The organism is Streptomyces sp. NPDC040410 (assembly GCF_055595715.1).
In genome coordinates this window covers 260,302-274,806 of sequence record NZ_JBVIVK010000012.1, presented here as the reverse complement: position 1 = coordinate 274,806, position 14,505 = coordinate 260,302, and the positions used below count along the sequence as shown (strand labels likewise).

The window sequence follows — 14,505 nt, the reverse complement described above, 5'->3', positions numbered from 1 at the left end:
AGCTGTCGGCAACCGCGGCTGTCGCCCCTTCCGTCGCCGGTGCATCGGTCATGGCAACAGCTGAAGCCACCGCTCGGCGCGGCGGGTCACCGGTTCCCCGGTGGCCCGCCGTTCGCGTGTCATCCGGTCACTTGCGGTACAGCGCCTCGGTCTCGGAAAGGCCAACGGGTCCGGCTGGACCCGCACGGCTGCGTCAGTACCGGATGTCCCTCGCCCGGCCGATCGTCTCGGCGAGCTGCTGTACGTCCTTGTCCTCGGTGGTCCGCGCCAGTTCGTCGGCGCGGTCCTCGAGTTCGGTGAGTCCCAGCTCACCGGGCAGGGAACGCCGGCGGTCGTCTCCCGAACGGAGGGCGTCGGCGAAGTAGGCGGCCACGGCGGTGACCTGGAGGCGGGGGTTCGCGTCCCAGAGGGAGTTCTCCAGGGAGCCGGACTCCAGCCGGCCGGACTCCTCGTGCGGAGCCCGGGTGTCGGGGTCGAGCCAGCGGACGGTGGCCGTGGCGAGGTGGCCGTCGGCACCCGGCTTGGTGCGTACGGCGTACAGGGCGGTGACCGTGTGGCCGGGGCCGACCTCGCCGCCGTCGACGCGGTCGTCGCGGAAGTCCTCGTCTGCGACCTGGCGGTTGTCGTAGCCGACGAGGCGGAACTCGGCGACGGTCGCGGGGTCGAAGGCGACCTGGGCCTTGGCGTCGCGGGCCGTGAGGTCGATGTTCTGCGGGAGCCGCTCGCAGAACACCTCGACGGCGTCGTCCTCGCCGGACACGTACACCGTGTGGCCGTCGCCCCTGTCGGCGAGACGTTCCATGAGGGCGTCGCCGTAGTCGCTGCCGACGCCGACGCCGAAGAGAGTGATGCCGTGTTCGCGGCGGGCGCCCTCGATGCGTTCGAGGATCGTGTCCGCGTCGGTGTCGCCGGTGTTGGCGAGCGCGTCGGAGACGAGGACGACCCGGTTGGTGGCACCCTCGCGCAGGCCCTCGACGGCCGTGGCGTAGCCGGTCTCGACGCCGGCGCCGAGGTTGGTGGAGTACGTCGGCTCCAGGCTGTCGATCGCGTCGTGGACGCGGCCCCGGTGGTCGCCCAGCCGGGTCATCGGCAGGACGGTCTCGGCCTCGTCGCTGAAGGTGACGATGGCGACCGAGTCGTCGTCGCGCAGCCGGTCCGTCATCGTGCTGAGGGATTTCCGGGCGAGGTCGAGGCGGCCCGGTTCGTCCATCGAGCCGGAGATGTCGATGACGAAGGTGAGGGCGGCGGGCGGGCGTTCGCCGGTCCCTTCGGCACCCCGCGTGGCGAGGCCGACCCGGACGACGGACCAGTCCTCCTCGTCGGTGCGGGCTCCGTCGACGGTGACCGTGAAGCCGTTGCCGTCGGGACGTTCGTAGTCCTGGCGGAAGCTGTTGACGAACTCCTCCGGGCGGATGGTGGAGGGGTCCGGCCGCTGTCCGTCGGCGAGGGTGCGGCGCGCGTAGCCGTAGGAGGCGGTGTCGACGTCGAGGGCGAAGGTGGAGAGGTAGTCGGGCGAGGGTGCGGTCTCGCGGGCCGCGCCGTCCTGGTGCTGTTCGCCGTCCTGTACCTCGCCGCTGCCCTGGCTCTGGGCCGGGGCTGGGGCGGGGAGGCGTTCGCTGTGGTTCGGGCGGTCCGCGCTGTTGCTGCCGGAGCCTCCCGCCCCGCAGCCGGCGAGCAGACCGGCCGCGGCGACGAGGGCGAGCAGTGTGGCGCGTGGGCGCGATACGCGCGGTCGTTGTGTGCGGTGGGTCTCCATCTGGCGTGCCCCCTGTGTCCGTTGACGCCGGCGTGTGTGACTGTGACGGCGCAGGGGGCCGGATCGTGCGCTGCGGAGCGTTGCGGAAGGGTCTCGAAGTGGGCACGAAGGACGCCCGCCGAGACCGGTGGGTGATCTTCCGTTGACCTACGACACCACGTCCTTGCGGGCGAAACCCCTGAAGGCCAGCGCGAACAGCACCAGCGCGTACGTTGTGGAGACCGCGGTGCCCTGGATCATGCCGGACCACTCGACGTGCGGCTGTACGGCGTCGGCCCAGGCGAACTGCCAGTGCGCGGGCAGGAAGTCGCGCCAGTCGCCCAGCGCGGTGACCGCGTCGAGGACGTTGCCGACGATGGTCAGCCCGACCGCGCCGCCCACCGCGCCCAGGGGGGCGTCGGTCTTGGTCGACAGCCAGAACGCGAGGCCGGCGGTGACCAGCTGGGACACGAAGATGTACGCCACGACGACCAGGAGCCGCTGGGCCGCAGTGCCCGCCGCGAGCGACCCTCCGGTGGGGAGCTCCAGGGGTCCCCAGCCGTAGGCGGCCGTGCCGACGGCCAGCGCCATGACCGGCAGCAGCACCATCGCGGCCAGGCTGAGCCCGAGCCCCACGACGAGCTTGGACCACAGCAGCCGGGCGCGCGGCACGGGCGCGGCGAGGAGGTAGCGCAGGGACGACCAGCTGGCCTCCGAGGCGACGGTGTCCCCGCAGAACAGGGCCACCGGGATCACCAGGAGGAAGCCGGCGGAGACGAACAGGTTCACCGCGGCGAAGTTGGCGCCGGACGCGGTGGCCGTGTCCATCAGGGTCACCGCGTTGTTGCGACCACCGGGCTCGCCGCCGATGGCGAAGGCGATGAGCAGGACGAACGGCAGGACGGCGAGGACACCGCCCATGATCATCGTGCGCCTGCGCTTGAGCTGGCGGACCAGCTCGACGCGCAGGGGCAGCGTGCGGCCCGCCCGGTAGCCCGAGGCGACCTCGGTGAGCGTGCTCATGCGGCACCTCCGATCATGGTGAGGAAGGCGTCCTCCAGGCGGCGGTGCGGGCCGACCGACTCGACGGGCACTTCCAGTCGTACGAGTTCGGCGACCAGGCGCCGGGCGGTGCCGTCCGGGTCGAGCCGTACGAGCAGGCCCTCGTCGGTGCGGACCGCCGAGGCGACGCCGGGCAGCGCGGCCACCTTCTCGACGACCGGCTCCTCCACGGGCGTGGCGGTGCCGACGAGCAGGGTGTCGCCGGAGCCGACGATCTCGCCGACCGGGCCCGTCTGCACGAGGCGGCCCCGGTCCATCACCACGAGGTGGGTGCAGGACTGTTCGACCTCCGCCAGCAGATGGCTGGAGACGATCACCGTCCGTCCGGCGGCCGCGTACCGGATCATCACCTCGCGCATCTCGCGGATCTGCGGCGGGTCGAGGCCGTTGGTCGGCTCGTCGAGGATGAGCAGGTCCGGCAGGCCGAGCATGGCCTGGGCGATGGCGAGGCGCTGGCGCATGCCCTGGGAGTACGTGCGCACCGCGCGGGCGAGTGCGTCGCCGAGGCCGGCGATCTCCAGGGCCTCGTCCAGGTGTGCGTCCTCGGGCGGGCGGCCGGTCGCCTGCCAGTACAGCTCCAGGTTCTCCCGGCCGGAGAGGTGCGGCAGGAAGCCCGCGCCCTCGACGAAGGCGCCGACCCGGGAGAGGACGGGCGCGCCCGGGCGGATGGCGTGGCCGAAGACGCGGACCTCGCCGCCGTCGGGCTTGATCAGGCCCATCAGCATGCGCAGGGTCGTCGTCTTGCCGGCGCCGTTCGGCCCGAGGAGGCCGAGGACCTGGCCCTTCTCCACGCGGAAGGACACGTCGCGGACGCTGTACCGGTCGCCGTTCGCGTACTTCTTGCTCAAGTCCGTGATCTGGAGCGGGACTTCGGCCAGCTCCGGATCGGGCGCGGGGGTGGTGGTGCGGCGGCGGGCCGTCAGAAGGAGCGCCAGGGCGATGGCCGCGCCCGCCAGGGGCAGCCACGAGACCCAGGAGGGCAGGGGGGCGGAGGCCGTCTTCACCCCGGGGGCGGTCGGCACTGTCAGGTCGCCCTTCAGGGACACGGTGTACGTCGCGGGGGCCGCCGGGGAGGCGTAGCCGAGGTCCGTGGAGGCGAGCACCAGGCGGAGCCGGTGCCCCTTGTCGATCTGGTGGTCGATCGCCGGAAGGGTGATCGTCACGTCCTTGCCGGCCTTGGCGCCCTCGACCCGGATCGGCGCGACCAGCTGGGAGGGCAGCTGCCGGGTACCGGCGCCGTCGACGTCGTACACCTTGGCGAACAGGACGGCGTCGTCGCTCGTGGACTTCACATGGACCGTGACGGTCGGGGATCCGGTGATCCGCAGACCGCTTGTCACCGGTGCCGATTCGAACGCCGCGTACTGGCCTCGGAAGTCGAGGGAGACCCCGACGCCGAACGCGGACAGCTGGGCGAGGCCGCTGGAGCCGCCGAAGCCGGGCAGGGCGGAGAGGGCGGGCGGGCCGGCTCCGGCGGGGTTGGCGAAGCTCTGTTCGCGCCCGGTCAGCGCGATCGTCTTCCGTGCGTTGTCCAGGCCGGTGTAGGTGTCTCCGCTCGCGCCCCTCAGCGGGATGGTCCCGTCGGTGGAGTCGACCCCTCCGGTGCGGGTGACACGGAAGGCCGGGCCCGTGTCGACGCCCTTGTCGCCCTTGAGGTAGCGGTCGAACCAGGCCGTCACACGTGCCTGTACGCGGCCGGCCTCCAGGTTGCCGCCGTCGTGTCCGCCCGCGATCCAGTCGACGTCCACGGGGGCGCCGTTCGCACGGATCGCCTTCGCGGCCGCGTCGGACTGGGAGAGGGTGAAGAGGGAGTCGGCCTGGCCCTGCACCAGCAGGGTGGGCACCTTGATGCGGTCGCCGACGGCGGACGGCGAACGGGCCTCCAGCACGGACCTGGCCTGCGCGTCCGGGGTGCCGGACTCGGCGACCCGCTCGTACATCCGGCACAGTCCGGGCTCGAACTTCTCGCAGCCGCCGCCCGTGTTGATGAAGATGCCGGCCCACAGCTTCTTGAAGACGCCGTCCGGGAACAGGGCGTCCGCGAGGTTCCAGTACGTGATCGCCGGGGCGATGGCGTCCACCCGGTCGTCGTGTCCCGCGGCCAGCAGCGAGACCGCGCCTCCGTACGAGGTGCCGGCCAGGCCCACGCGCGGGTCGCCGCTCTTGTCGAGCCGGACCTGGGGCTGCTTCGCCAACCAGTCGATCAGCTCGGAGACGTCGGCCACCTCGCCGTCGGGGTCGTTGAGGCCGACCTTCCCGGTCGACCTGCCGAAGCCGCGCGCCGACCAGGTCAGCACCGCGTACCCGTCCCGGGCCAGATCCTGTGCCTGCTGCCGTACGTCGTCCTTGCTGCCGCCGAAGCCGTGGGCCAGCAGGACGGCCGGGCGGCGGCCGGAGCCGGAGGTGAAGAAGGAGGTGTCGAGGCGGACCCCGTCCACGGCCATGATCCGGTCGGTGCGGTGCACCGGGGGCGCGTCGTCGTCGGCTACGGCCGTCCACGTACCGGCACCGGCGAGTACGACGACGGCAGCCACGGCAGAGACGATCCGTCGCGGCCGCCGTGGCCCCCGCAGACCGGGCAGTCGAAGATCCATGTTTCAACGGTACGGGGTCGACCTTTCGGCCGTTGCCGACCGGAGGCCGAACTCCGGGCCCTCCCTGGGGCGTACGGGCCGGTGTCGGCGTACAGCGGCCGCAGTACTCGGAGCCTGCTCTCAGGGCGCCCGCGCCGCGACACCAGCCGGCGGGTGCCGCGGCGTGGCGCAGGCAGAGGGCCCGGCAGAGGGTGGCGGCGCTGATGCCGCCCGTCCGGAAGTGGCATGCGCCAGGCGGGCGGGTGCCGGTGGCCGCCGCGGCGGGCGAGCGACGCGGCGACCGCGACGAGCAGGTAGTGGCAGGTCACGGAGACGCCCGTCACGCCGTACAGGGTGTCCCTCCGTGGACGCGAGGGCGTTGGCAGCGGTGGCGAGGGCGCCGACGCTGCCCGCCAGCGCGACACCGGCGCCGGTGAGGTCGACGAAGCAGAGCAGCGCGCGGGGGACGTCCCGCGAGCGTGGCGACCCGGGGGGAGCCGAAGCGGCCGAGTTCGGCGAAGCGGGTGCTGACCGGCTCGGGCCGGGCCTTGTCGCGGGCCGAGGCGAACCAAAACGTGCGGCAGTCGGGAATCCGGACGGGCTAAGGTCCCTGTCACAGTCGAAACACAGCAACGGGTGGGGACAGATGAAGCTGAGGTACACCGCTGCCTGGGTGGGGTTCACGGCGGCGGCTGTGGTCGTGACGACCGCGTGCGGCGCGGAGGGCGTGAAGCAGGCCGCCGACACGGTGGACAAGGCCGACACGATCATGGCGGCGCTCGCCCGGGCCACGGACCGGACCGAGGGTCTGGGCTCCGCCCAGGTCGAGTTGACCGCCGACATGGGGACGGGCGAGCCGGTCGCCATGGACGGCACGTACTCCTGGGGCGACGGCTACGCGTACGACGTCCAGATGGACACCAAGGCGGCTCAGATGGAGACGCTGACGGACGATCCGACGATCCGCTGCCTGCTCGTGGGCGGTGCCTACTACTACGACATCGACCCGCAGCCCTCCGGCCCGCTCGCGGGCAAGGAGTGGATGAAGGTCGACACGTCGGCGGTGTTCGGCGAGGAAGGCGCACAGGCCTTCAGCGGGAGCAGCGGGGCCAGCCCGGTGACGTCCCTGCGGAGCCTCAAGTACGCGGACGACGTCGAGGACCTCGGCAGGCAGACGGTGGACGGGCGGAGCGCCACCCACTACCGGGCGGTGCTCGGCAAGGACCAGCTGGGCAGGTTCAAGGAGGCGTACTCGGACGAGGACAACCTGCTCAACTCGATGACCGGCGGCAGCGACACCATCACCATGGACGTGTGGATCGGGGCCGACAACCTGCCGGTCCGTCTGAAGCAGGAGATGGGCGCCGTGACCGTCACCATGGACTTCGAGAAGTTCGGTGCCACGGCCGCGGTGCAGGCGCCGCCCGCCTCGCAGACGGCCGACGTCACCGAGATGCTGAAGGAGGCCTCCGCGCAGGGAGGCTGACCCCGGACACGGCGGTGCCCCGCCGCCCGGAACATCCGGCAGGACGGGGCACCGTACGGCCTCAGTGGTTGCGCGGGAAGCCGAGGTCGACGCCGGCCGGGGCCTCGGACGGGTCGGGCCAGCGGGTGGTGACGACCTTGCCGCGGGTGTAGAAGTGCGTGCCGTCGTTGCCGTAGATGTGGTGGTCGCCGAAGAGCGAGTCCTTCCAGCCGCCGAAGGAGTGGTAGCCGACGGGTACCGGGATCGGCACGTTCACGCCGACCATGCCGGCCTCGATCTCCAGCTGGAAGCGGCGGGCGGCGCCGCCGTCCCGGGTGAAGATCGCGGTGCCGTTGCCGAACGGCGAGCTGTTGATCAGCGCGACGCCGTCCTCGTAGGTGTCGACGCGCAGCACGCACAGCACCGGGCCGAAGATCTCGTCCTGGTAGGCCTTCGCCGACGTGGGCACCTTGTCCAGCAGCGAGATGCCGATCCAGTGGCCGTCCTCGAAGCCGGCCCCTTCGAAGGTGTACGCCGAACCGTCGAGGATCACCTCGGCGCCCTCGGCGGCGGCGCCGGTGACGTAGGACGCCACCTTGTCCCGGTGCACCTTGGTGATGAGCGGGCCCATCTCGGAGGTCGGGTCGTTGCCCGGGCCGATCTTGATCTTCTCGGCGCGCTCGCGGATCTTGTCCACCAGATCGTCACCGATCGCACCGACCGCCACCACGGCCGAGATGGCCATGCAGCGCTCGCCCGCCGAGCCGTAGGCGGCGGAGACGGCGGCGTCGGCGGCCGCGTCGAGGTCGGCGTCCGGCAGCACCAGCATGTGGTTCTTGGCACCGCCCAGGGCCTGGACGCGCTTGTGGTTCGCGGCGGCGGTGGTGTGGATGTAGCGGGCGATCGGGGTGGAGCCGACGAAGGAGACGGCCTTGACGTCCGGGTGCTCCAGCAGTCGGTCGACGGCCACCTTGTCGCCGTGCACGACGTTGAAGACACCGTCCGGCAGGCCCGCCTCGGCGAGCAGCTCGGCGATCTTCAGGGAGGCCGACGGGTCCTTCTCGCTCGGCTTCAGCACGAAGGTGTTGCCGCACGCGATGGCGATCGGGAACATCCACATCGGGACCATCGCCGGGAAGTTGAACGGCGTGATGCCGGCGACCACACCCAGCGGCTGCCGGATCGACGAGACGTCCACGCGGCTGGCGACCTGCGTCGACAGCTCGCCCTTCAGCTGCACGCTGATGCCGCACGCGAGGTCCACGATCTCCAGACCGCGGGCCACCTCGCCGAGCGCGTCGCTGTGCACCTTGCCGTGCTCGGCGGTGATCAGCTCGGCGATCTCGTCGCGGTGCGCGTCCAGCAGCGCACGGAACTTGAACAGGATCGAGGTGCGCTGGGCGAGCGAGGACTGGCCCCAGGTCGCGTAGGCGTCCTTTGCGGCGGCCACGGCCGCGTCCACCTCGCCGGCCGTCGCGAACGCGACCTTCGTGGTGACCGCGCCGGTCGCCGGGTCGGTGACCGGCCCGTACGTACCCGAGGCGCCTTCGACGGTCTTGCCGCCGATCCAGTGGTTGACGATCTTCGTCATGACCGAGTACTCCTTCACAGATGGCGGCGTCGGGTGGAGACGTGCCGTTCGTACAGCTCACGTGCCTTGACCGCCGACGGGCGGGTCGCGGTCTCGGCCACAGGTACATCCCACCAGGCCTGCGCGGGGGGCGCCCCCGACACTCTGTCTGCCGTTTCGGTCTCGACGTAGACACATGTGGGAGTGTCGGAGACACGTGCCTCGGCGAGCGCAGCCCGCAGGTCGCGTACGGTCTTCGCGCGCAGGACGCGCATGCCCAGGCTGGCCGCGTTCGCGGCGAGATCGACCGGGAGCGGCGCCCCCGTGTACGTACCGTCGTCGGACCGGTAGCGGTACGCGGTGCCGAACCGCTCGCCGCCCACCGACTCGGACAGGCCGCCGATGGACGCGTACCCGTGGTTCTGCACCAGCAGGATCTTGATCGCGACGCCCTCCTGGACGGCGGTCACGATCTCCGTGGGCATCATCAGGTACGTGCCGTCGCCGACCAGCGCCCACACGGGCCGGTCCGGGGCGGCCAGCTTCACGCCGATCGCGGCCGGGATCTCGTAGCCCATGCAGGAGTAGCCGTACTCCAGGTGGTACTGGTCCCGGGACCGCGCCCGCCACAGCTTGTGCAGGTCGGCGGGGAGCGAACCGGCCGCGTTGATGATCACGTCCGACTCGTCGACGATCGCGTCCAGCGCGCCGATCACCTGCGGCTGCGTCGGGCGTACGTCCGGCTCGTCGGCCTCGTAGCAGGCGTCGACGCGCTGGTCCCAGCGCTCCTTGTCCTCGGTGTACTCGGCGACGTACGGGCCGGCTACCCGGTAGGCGTGCATGCCCAGCGCCTCGGTCAGCTCCTGCAGGCCGCTGCGGGCGTCCGCGACGAGCGGCATCCCGGCGAGCTTGTGGCCGTCGTACGGGGCGATGTTGAGGTTGAGGAAGCGGACGCCGTCACCGGTGAACAGCGTGCCGGAGGCGGTGGTGAAGTCGGTGTACCGGGTGCCGACGCCGATCACCAGGTCGGCCTGGCGGGCCAGTTCGTCGGCCGTCGCAGTGCCGGTGTGGCCGACACCGCCTACGTCCTGGGGATGGTCGTGGCGCAGGGAGCCCTTGCCGGCCTGGGTGGAGGCGACCGGGATGCCGGTGGTGCCGGCGAACTCGGCGAGGGCCTCCTCGGCGCGGCTGTGGTGCACTCCCCCGCCCGCGATCACCAGCGGCCGGCGGGCCGCGCGGATCGCCCGTACGGCCTCGGCGAGTTCGGTCGGGTCGGCGCCCGGACGGCGGACGACCCAGGTGCGCTCGGCGAAGAACTCGTCCGGCCAGTCGTACGCCTCGGCCTGGACGTCCTGCGGGAGGGCCAGGGTCACGGCGCCGGTCTCGACGGGGTCGGTGAGCACCCGCATGGCCTGGAGGGCCGCCGGGAGCAGGGCCTCGGGGCGGGTGACGCGGTCGAAGTACCTCGACACCGGGCGCAGACAGTCGTTGACCGAAACGTCGCCCGCGTACGGGACTTCGAGCTGCTGCAGCACCGGGTCCGCCGGGCGGCTTGCGAACGTGTCGCCGGGCAGGAGCAGGACCGGGAGGTGGTTGACGGTCGCGAGGGCGGCGCCGGTGACCAGGTTCGTCGCGCCCGGGCCGATCGAGGTCGTCACCGCGTGCGTGGACAGGCGGTTCGACTGGCGGGCGTAGCCGACGGCCGCGTGCACCATGGACTGCTCGTTGCGGCCCTGGTGGTAGGGCATGTCGCCGGCGTACTCGATCAGTGCCTGGCCGAGCCCCGCCACGTTGCCGTGGCCGAAGATGCCCCAGGTCGCGCGGATCAGCCGCTGCCGTATGCCGTCCCGCTCCGTGTACTGGGCGGACAGGAAGCGGACGAGCGCCTGGGCGACGGTGAGCCTCGTCGTCGAGGCCGTCGAGGTCGTCGGAGTCATCGGTAACCCTCTGTAGTTTCGACGTGGGCCGGGTGGAAGCAGATCCGCCACTCCCGCGTCTCGCCGGGACCGGCCATGACGTTCAGGTAGTACATGGCGTGGCCGGGCTGGGCGATGGACGGGCCGTGCCATCCGTCGGGGACGAGGACGGCGTCGCCGGAGCGGACCTCGGCGAGGACGTCCGATCCGCCCTCGCGGGAGGGGAAGACGCGCTGATAGCCGAAACCGTTCGGGCCGTCGATCTCGAAGTAGTAGATCTCCTCCAGCTCCGCTTCCTCGCCCGGCCGGTGCTCATCGTGCTTGTGCGGCGGGTAGGAGGACCAGTTGCCGCCGGGTGTGACGACCTCGACCGCGATGAGCTTGTCGCAGTCGAAGGCGTCGGCGGAGGCGAAGTTGCGGACGTGGCGTGTGCAGGTGCCGCTGCCGCGCTGCTCGACCGGAACCTCCGACGCGGGGCCGTAGCGAGCGGGGAGTCGTCGCTCGCACCTCGCTCCTGCCAGGGCGAAGCGGCCTCCCGCGTCGGAGGCGATCTGTGCCCGGACGTCCCGGGGCAGGTAAGCGAAATCGGTGACTGACGCGAACACGCTTTTCCGGCCCAGGAGTTGGAACTGTTCGGCACCTGTCTGGACAGTACATCCGCCGTGCAGCGGGATGACGATCCACTCGCTGTCGCCGGTGCTGAAGGTGTGTGTGCCGCCCGGCGCGAGCTCGACGATCCTGAGGCTGCTGTGGGTCCAGCCGGCCCGCTCGGGGCCGATGTCGAGGGCGTACTGTGCGCCGGCGGTGGTCCCCTTCGGCACGTACAGCCCGTTGCCCGTCGTGGCGTGCGGCTCTGTGTTCGTCATGCGGCCCTCACAGCAGTCCTACGGCGGTGTCCACGGCCGCGGCCACCCCGCCGTCGGCCGGGTACAGCAGCGAGCGGCCCACCACCAGGCCCCGGACGGTGGGGAGCTGGAGCGCTCCGCGCCACTTCTCGTACGCACTGTCCTGGTCGTCCCCGACATCGCCGCCGAGCAGGACGGCGGGCAACGTGGAGGTCTCCATCACCTCGGCCATGTCGCCGGGGTTGTCGGTGACCGGGACCTTCAGCCAGGTGTACGCCGATGTGCCGCCGAGCCCGGAGGCGATGGCGATCGACTTGGTGACGGCCTCGGCGCTCAGGTCGTTGCGGAGCCCTCCCTCGTCCGTACGGTGGCTGATGAACGGCTCGACGAAGACGGGGAGCCGGCGGGCGGCCATGTCGTCGACGGCACGGGCGGTGGACTCCAGGGTGGTGAGGGAGCCCGGGTCGTCGTAGTCGATGCGCAGCAGCAGCTTGCCGGCGTCGAAGCCGAGGCGCTGGAGGTCCTCGGGACGGTGGCCGGTGAAACGGTCGTCGAGTTCGAAGCAGGCGCCCTGCAGGCCGCCGCGGTTCATCGAGCCCATGACGACCTTGCGGTCGAGGGCGCCGAGCAGCAGCAGGTCGTCCAGGATGTCGGCGGTGCCGAGGACGCCGTCGACGCCGGGCCGCGACAGGGCCACGCAGAGGCGTTCGAGCAGGTCGGCGCGGTTGGCCATGGCGAAGTCGCGGTCGCCGACGCCGAGCGCGCCGCGGGCCGGGTGGTCGGCTGCGACGATCATCAGCCGTCCGGAGTCGCCGAGGAGCGGGCGGCGGACCCGGCGGGCGGCGGCCTCGGCGATCGCCTCGGGGTGCCGGGTGCGGATGCGGACGAGTTCCGGAACGTCGACGGTCACAGGACGGCCCCCGCGGTCAGCGCCGCTTCCACTTCGTCAGGTGTCGGCATCGCGGAGGAGCACTCCAGGCGGGAGGCGACGATGGCGCCGGCCGCGTTGGCGTGCCGCATGATCTTCTCCAGGTCCCAGCCTTCCAGCAGGCCGTGGCAGAGGGAGCCGCCGAAGGCGTCACCGGCGCCGAGGCCGTTGAGGACGTTGACCGGGAGGGGCGGGACCTGGGCCGTCTCACCGTTCCTGCTGACGGCGAGGACGCCCTTGGGGCCCTGCTTCACGACGGCGATCCCGACGCCGGCGTCGAGGAGGGCCCGGGCGGCGGCGTGCGGCTCGCGCACGCCGGTGGCGACCTCCACCTCGTCGAGGTTGCCGACGGCGACGGTGGTGTGCTTCAGGGCCTCGGTGTAGAAGGGGCGGGCGGACTCCGGGTCCGTCCAGAACATCGGCCGCCAGTCGAGGTCGAAGACCGTCGTCCCGGCCTTGGCCCGGTGGGCGAGGGCCGCGAGGGTCGCCGTGCGGCTGGGCTCCTCGCTCAGGCCGGTGCCGGTGACCCAGAAGACGCGGGCCTCGCGGATGGCGTCCAGGTCGACCTCGTGGGCGCCGATCTCCAGGTCGGGCGCCTTGGGCTGCCGGTAGAAGTAGAGCGGGAAGTCGTCCGGCGGGAACACCTCGCAGAAGGTGACCGGGGTGGGCAGTCCGGGCACCGGGGTGACCCAGCGGTCGTCGACGCCGAAGTCCCGCAGCGCCTCGTGCAGGTAGGTGCCGAACGGGTCGTCGCCGGTGCGCGTGATCACCGCGGTACGGCGACCGAGGCGGGACGCTGCGACCGCGACGTTCGTCGCCGAACCGCCGAGGAACTTGCCGAAGGACGACACCTGCGGCAGCGGGACGCCCGTCTGCAGCGGATAGAGGTCCACTCCGATCCGCCCCATGGTGATCAGGTCGTACGCCATCGACTTCCCTTCGTGCCGTCGTGTCGTGCCGTCGTGCCGGCTCGTCTCGGCTCTTATCGGCTCTCCCCGGTTTGTAGTCCCGCGCCCATGGCCCTGTCAATGTTTTGTCCAGACATTCTGACGAGGTCTTGACACTCTTGGCCGGGATCCGCACGCTGGCGGCCATGACGTCGATGTCACCTCAGCCCTCACTGTCCCGCATCCGGATCGGATCGGCCCCCGACTCCTGGGGCGTCTGGTTCCCGGACGACCCGCAGCAGGTCCCCTGGCGGCGCTTCCTCGACGAGGTGGCCGCCTCCGGCTACGAGTGGATCGAGCTGGGTCCGTACGGGTACCTGCCGACCGACCCGGCCGTCCTCGCCGACGAGACGGCCCGGCGTGGCCTGAAAGTGTCGGCCGGCACGGTCTTCACGGGTCTGCACCACGGCGCGGACGTGTGGGAGAAGACGTGGACGCACGTCGCGGACAACGCGGCCCTGGCCCAGGCCATGGGCGCCCGGCATCTGGTCGTCATCCCGTCCTTCTGGCGGGACGACAAGACGGGTGAGGTGCTGGAGCCGGACACGCTCACGCCCCGGCAGTGGCGGAACCTGACCTCGCTGACCGAGCGGCTCGGGCGGGAGGTCCGCGAGCGGTACGGCCTGCAGATCGTCGTCCACCCGCACGCCGACACCCACATCGACAGTGAGGAGAACGTCGTCCGCTTCCTCGACGGAACGGACTCGTCGCTGGTTTCGCTGTGCCTGGACACCGGGCACTACGCGTACTGCGGCGGCGACAGCGTCAAGCTCATCGAGACCTACGGCGAGCGGATCGGGTACCTGCACCTCAAGCAGGTGGACCCGAAGATCCTGGCGGACGTACGGGCCGACGGGGTTCCGTTCGGGCCCGCCGTCGCGCGCGGTGTGATGTGCGAACCGCCGTCCGGGGTGCCCGCGCTGGGGCCCGTGCTGGAGGCGGCGCAGAGGCTGGACGTCGACCTGTTCGCGATCGTCGAGCAGGACATGTACCCGTGCGAGCCGGACAAGCCGCTGCCGATCGCCCGGCGGACGCGGGCGTTCCTGAGGTCGTGCGGGGCGTAGCCCTCCGGGGGTTGGGCGGGGCACCTACGGGTCTGCCGGGTTCTGTAGCTGAGCGGTCACAAATGTCCGCTTCCTGTTACAGATATCCCGAGTACGCGGGTATTGGGTCACACCTGCCGCACGAGTCCGTTCCTGCCCCCGCTCCCCGTCGTTCACGGAGCACAGGCTTGTGATCGCCGGCGCGGAGGTGCAGCTCATGACCGACCGAAGGCTCTGGTCGTACAAGGAGATCGCGGCGCACATCAAGGTGCAGCCGGACACCGTACGGTCCTACCGCAAGCACGGTCTGCTGCCACCGCCCGACCATGTGGAGAGCGGCAAGCCGTTCTGGTACGCGGACACCGTCCGGGCGTGGGTGGCGTCCCGTCCGGGCAATCGCGGCCGGAGACCGGACTGACCA

Annotated in this window: 11 protein-coding genes and 1 pseudogene; 3 read left to right on the top strand and 9 right to left on the bottom strand. The window is 71.6% G+C overall.

Annotation, left to right across the window (positions count from 1 at the left end):
* Nucleotides 1–193: 193 nt before the first annotated feature.
* The 4 genes and pseudogenes from ACZ562_RS24475 to ACZ562_RS24460 all read right to left on the bottom strand — a co-directional run.
* Nucleotides 194–1,756, bottom strand: a complete 1,563-nt coding sequence (locus ACZ562_RS24475) for a vWA domain-containing protein (RefSeq protein ID WP_471182818.1) — start codon at nt 1,754–1,756, stop codon at nt 194–196.
* A gap of 147 nt (nt 1,757–1,903) precedes the next feature.
* A complete protein-coding gene (locus tag ACZ562_RS24470) occupies nt 1,904–2,758 on the bottom strand; it encodes an ABC transporter permease (protein WP_471182815.1) in 855 nt (284 codons plus the stop codon).
* Nucleotides 2,755–5,391, bottom strand: a complete 2,637-nt coding sequence (locus ACZ562_RS24465; RefSeq protein ID WP_471182812.1) for a CocE/NonD family hydrolase — start codon at nt 5,389–5,391, stop codon at nt 2,755–2,757. Before ACZ562_RS24465 ends, ACZ562_RS24470 begins: the two co-directional genes overlap by 4 nt.
* A gap of 218 nt (nt 5,392–5,609) precedes the next feature.
* Nucleotides 5,610–5,938: pseudogene (locus ACZ562_RS24460) on the bottom strand (hypothetical protein); the annotation flags it as partial.
* A 78-nt stretch (nt 5,939–6,016) separates the two neighbouring features.
* Between ACZ562_RS24460 and ACZ562_RS24455 the strand changes: the two are divergent.
* Nucleotides 6,017–6,856 carry an SCO4651 family lipoprotein gene (locus ACZ562_RS24455; protein WP_471182809.1) on the top strand — a complete coding sequence of 280 codons (840 nt, stop codon included), beginning with the start codon at nt 6,017–6,019 and terminating at the stop codon, nt 6,854–6,856.
* A 61-nt stretch (nt 6,857–6,917) separates the two neighbouring features.
* Here the strand turns inward: ACZ562_RS24455 and mmsA are convergent, their stop codons facing one another.
* The 5 genes from mmsA to iolC are packed head-to-tail and all read right to left on the bottom strand — an operon-like array spanning nt 6,918 to nt 13,023.
* Nucleotides 6,918–8,426: a CoA-acylating methylmalonate-semialdehyde dehydrogenase gene (mmsA, locus tag ACZ562_RS24450; protein ID WP_471182807.1), complete on the bottom strand. Its 1,509-nt coding sequence runs from the start codon at nt 8,424–8,426 to the stop codon at nt 6,918–6,920.
* Nucleotides 8,427–8,440: 14 nt separating this feature from the next.
* On the bottom strand, nt 8,441–10,342 hold the full coding sequence (gene iolD / locus ACZ562_RS24445) for a 3D-(3,5/4)-trihydroxycyclohexane-1,2-dione acylhydrolase (decyclizing) (protein WP_471182804.1): 1,902 nt from the start codon (nt 10,340–10,342) through the stop codon (nt 8,441–8,443).
* The gene (gene iolB / locus ACZ562_RS24440) at nt 10,339–11,187 is read right to left on the bottom strand and encodes a 5-deoxy-glucuronate isomerase (protein WP_471182802.1); all 849 of its coding nucleotides are present in this window, start codon (nt 11,185–11,187) and stop codon (nt 10,339–10,341) included. The genes iolD and iolB overlap by 4 nt, the downstream gene beginning before the upstream one ends.
* A gap of 7 nt (nt 11,188–11,194) precedes the next feature.
* Complete coding sequence (locus ACZ562_RS24435; RefSeq protein ID WP_471182800.1) at nt 11,195–12,076, bottom strand: Cgl0159 family (beta/alpha)8-fold protein; 882 nt, start codon at nt 12,074–12,076, stop codon at nt 11,195–11,197.
* Complete coding sequence (iolC, locus tag ACZ562_RS24430; protein WP_471182797.1) at nt 12,073–13,023, bottom strand: 5-dehydro-2-deoxygluconokinase; 951 nt, start codon at nt 13,021–13,023, stop codon at nt 12,073–12,075. The genes ACZ562_RS24435 and iolC overlap by 4 nt, the downstream gene beginning before the upstream one ends.
* 164 nt (nt 13,024–13,187) lie before the next feature.
* Here iolC and ACZ562_RS24425 point away from each other — a divergent pair, with 164 nt between their 5' ends.
* Complete coding sequence (locus ACZ562_RS24425; RefSeq protein WP_471182795.1) at nt 13,188–14,105, top strand: sugar phosphate isomerase/epimerase family protein; 918 nt, start codon at nt 13,188–13,190, stop codon at nt 14,103–14,105.
* Nucleotides 14,106–14,301: 196 nt separating this feature from the next.
* Entirely contained in the window at nt 14,302–14,502 is a 201-nt protein-coding gene (locus ACZ562_RS24420) for a helix-turn-helix transcriptional regulator (protein ID WP_471182792.1), read from the top strand.
* Nucleotides 14,503–14,505 lie beyond the last annotated feature (3 nt).

What these genes read in the sequence shown, in the direction of transcription:
- ACZ562_RS24475 (WP_471182818.1), bottom strand. Translation starts at nt 1,756, where the DNA reads ATGGAGACCCACCGCACACAACGACCGCGCGTATCGCGCCCACGCGCC.
- ACZ562_RS24470 (WP_471182815.1), bottom strand. Translation starts at nt 2,758, where the DNA reads ATGAGCACGCTCACCGAGGTCGCCTCGGGCTACCGGGCGGGCCGCACG.
- ACZ562_RS24465 (WP_471182812.1), bottom strand. Translation starts at nt 5,391, where the DNA reads ATGGATCTTCGACTGCCCGGTCTGCGGGGGCCACGGCGGCCGCGACGG.
- ACZ562_RS24455 (WP_471182809.1), top strand. Translation starts at nt 6,017, where the DNA reads ATGAAGCTGAGGTACACCGCTGCCTGGGTGGGGTTCACGGCGGCGGCT.
- mmsA (WP_471182807.1), bottom strand. Translation starts at nt 8,426, where the DNA reads ATGACGAAGATCGTCAACCACTGGATCGGCGGCAAGACCGTCGAAGGC.
- iolD (WP_471182804.1), bottom strand. Translation starts at nt 10,342, where the DNA reads ATGACTCCGACGACCTCGACGGCCTCGACGACGAGGCTCACCGTCGCC.
- iolB (WP_471182802.1), bottom strand. Translation starts at nt 11,187, where the DNA reads ATGACGAACACAGAGCCGCACGCCACGACGGGCAACGGGCTGTACGTG.
- iolC (WP_471182797.1), bottom strand. Translation starts at nt 13,023, where the DNA reads ATGGCGTACGACCTGATCACCATGGGGCGGATCGGAGTGGACCTCTAT.
- ACZ562_RS24425 (WP_471182795.1), top strand. Translation starts at nt 13,188, where the DNA reads ATGACGTCGATGTCACCTCAGCCCTCACTGTCCCGCATCCGGATCGGA.
- ACZ562_RS24420 (WP_471182792.1), top strand. Translation starts at nt 14,302, where the DNA reads ATGACCGACCGAAGGCTCTGGTCGTACAAGGAGATCGCGGCGCACATC.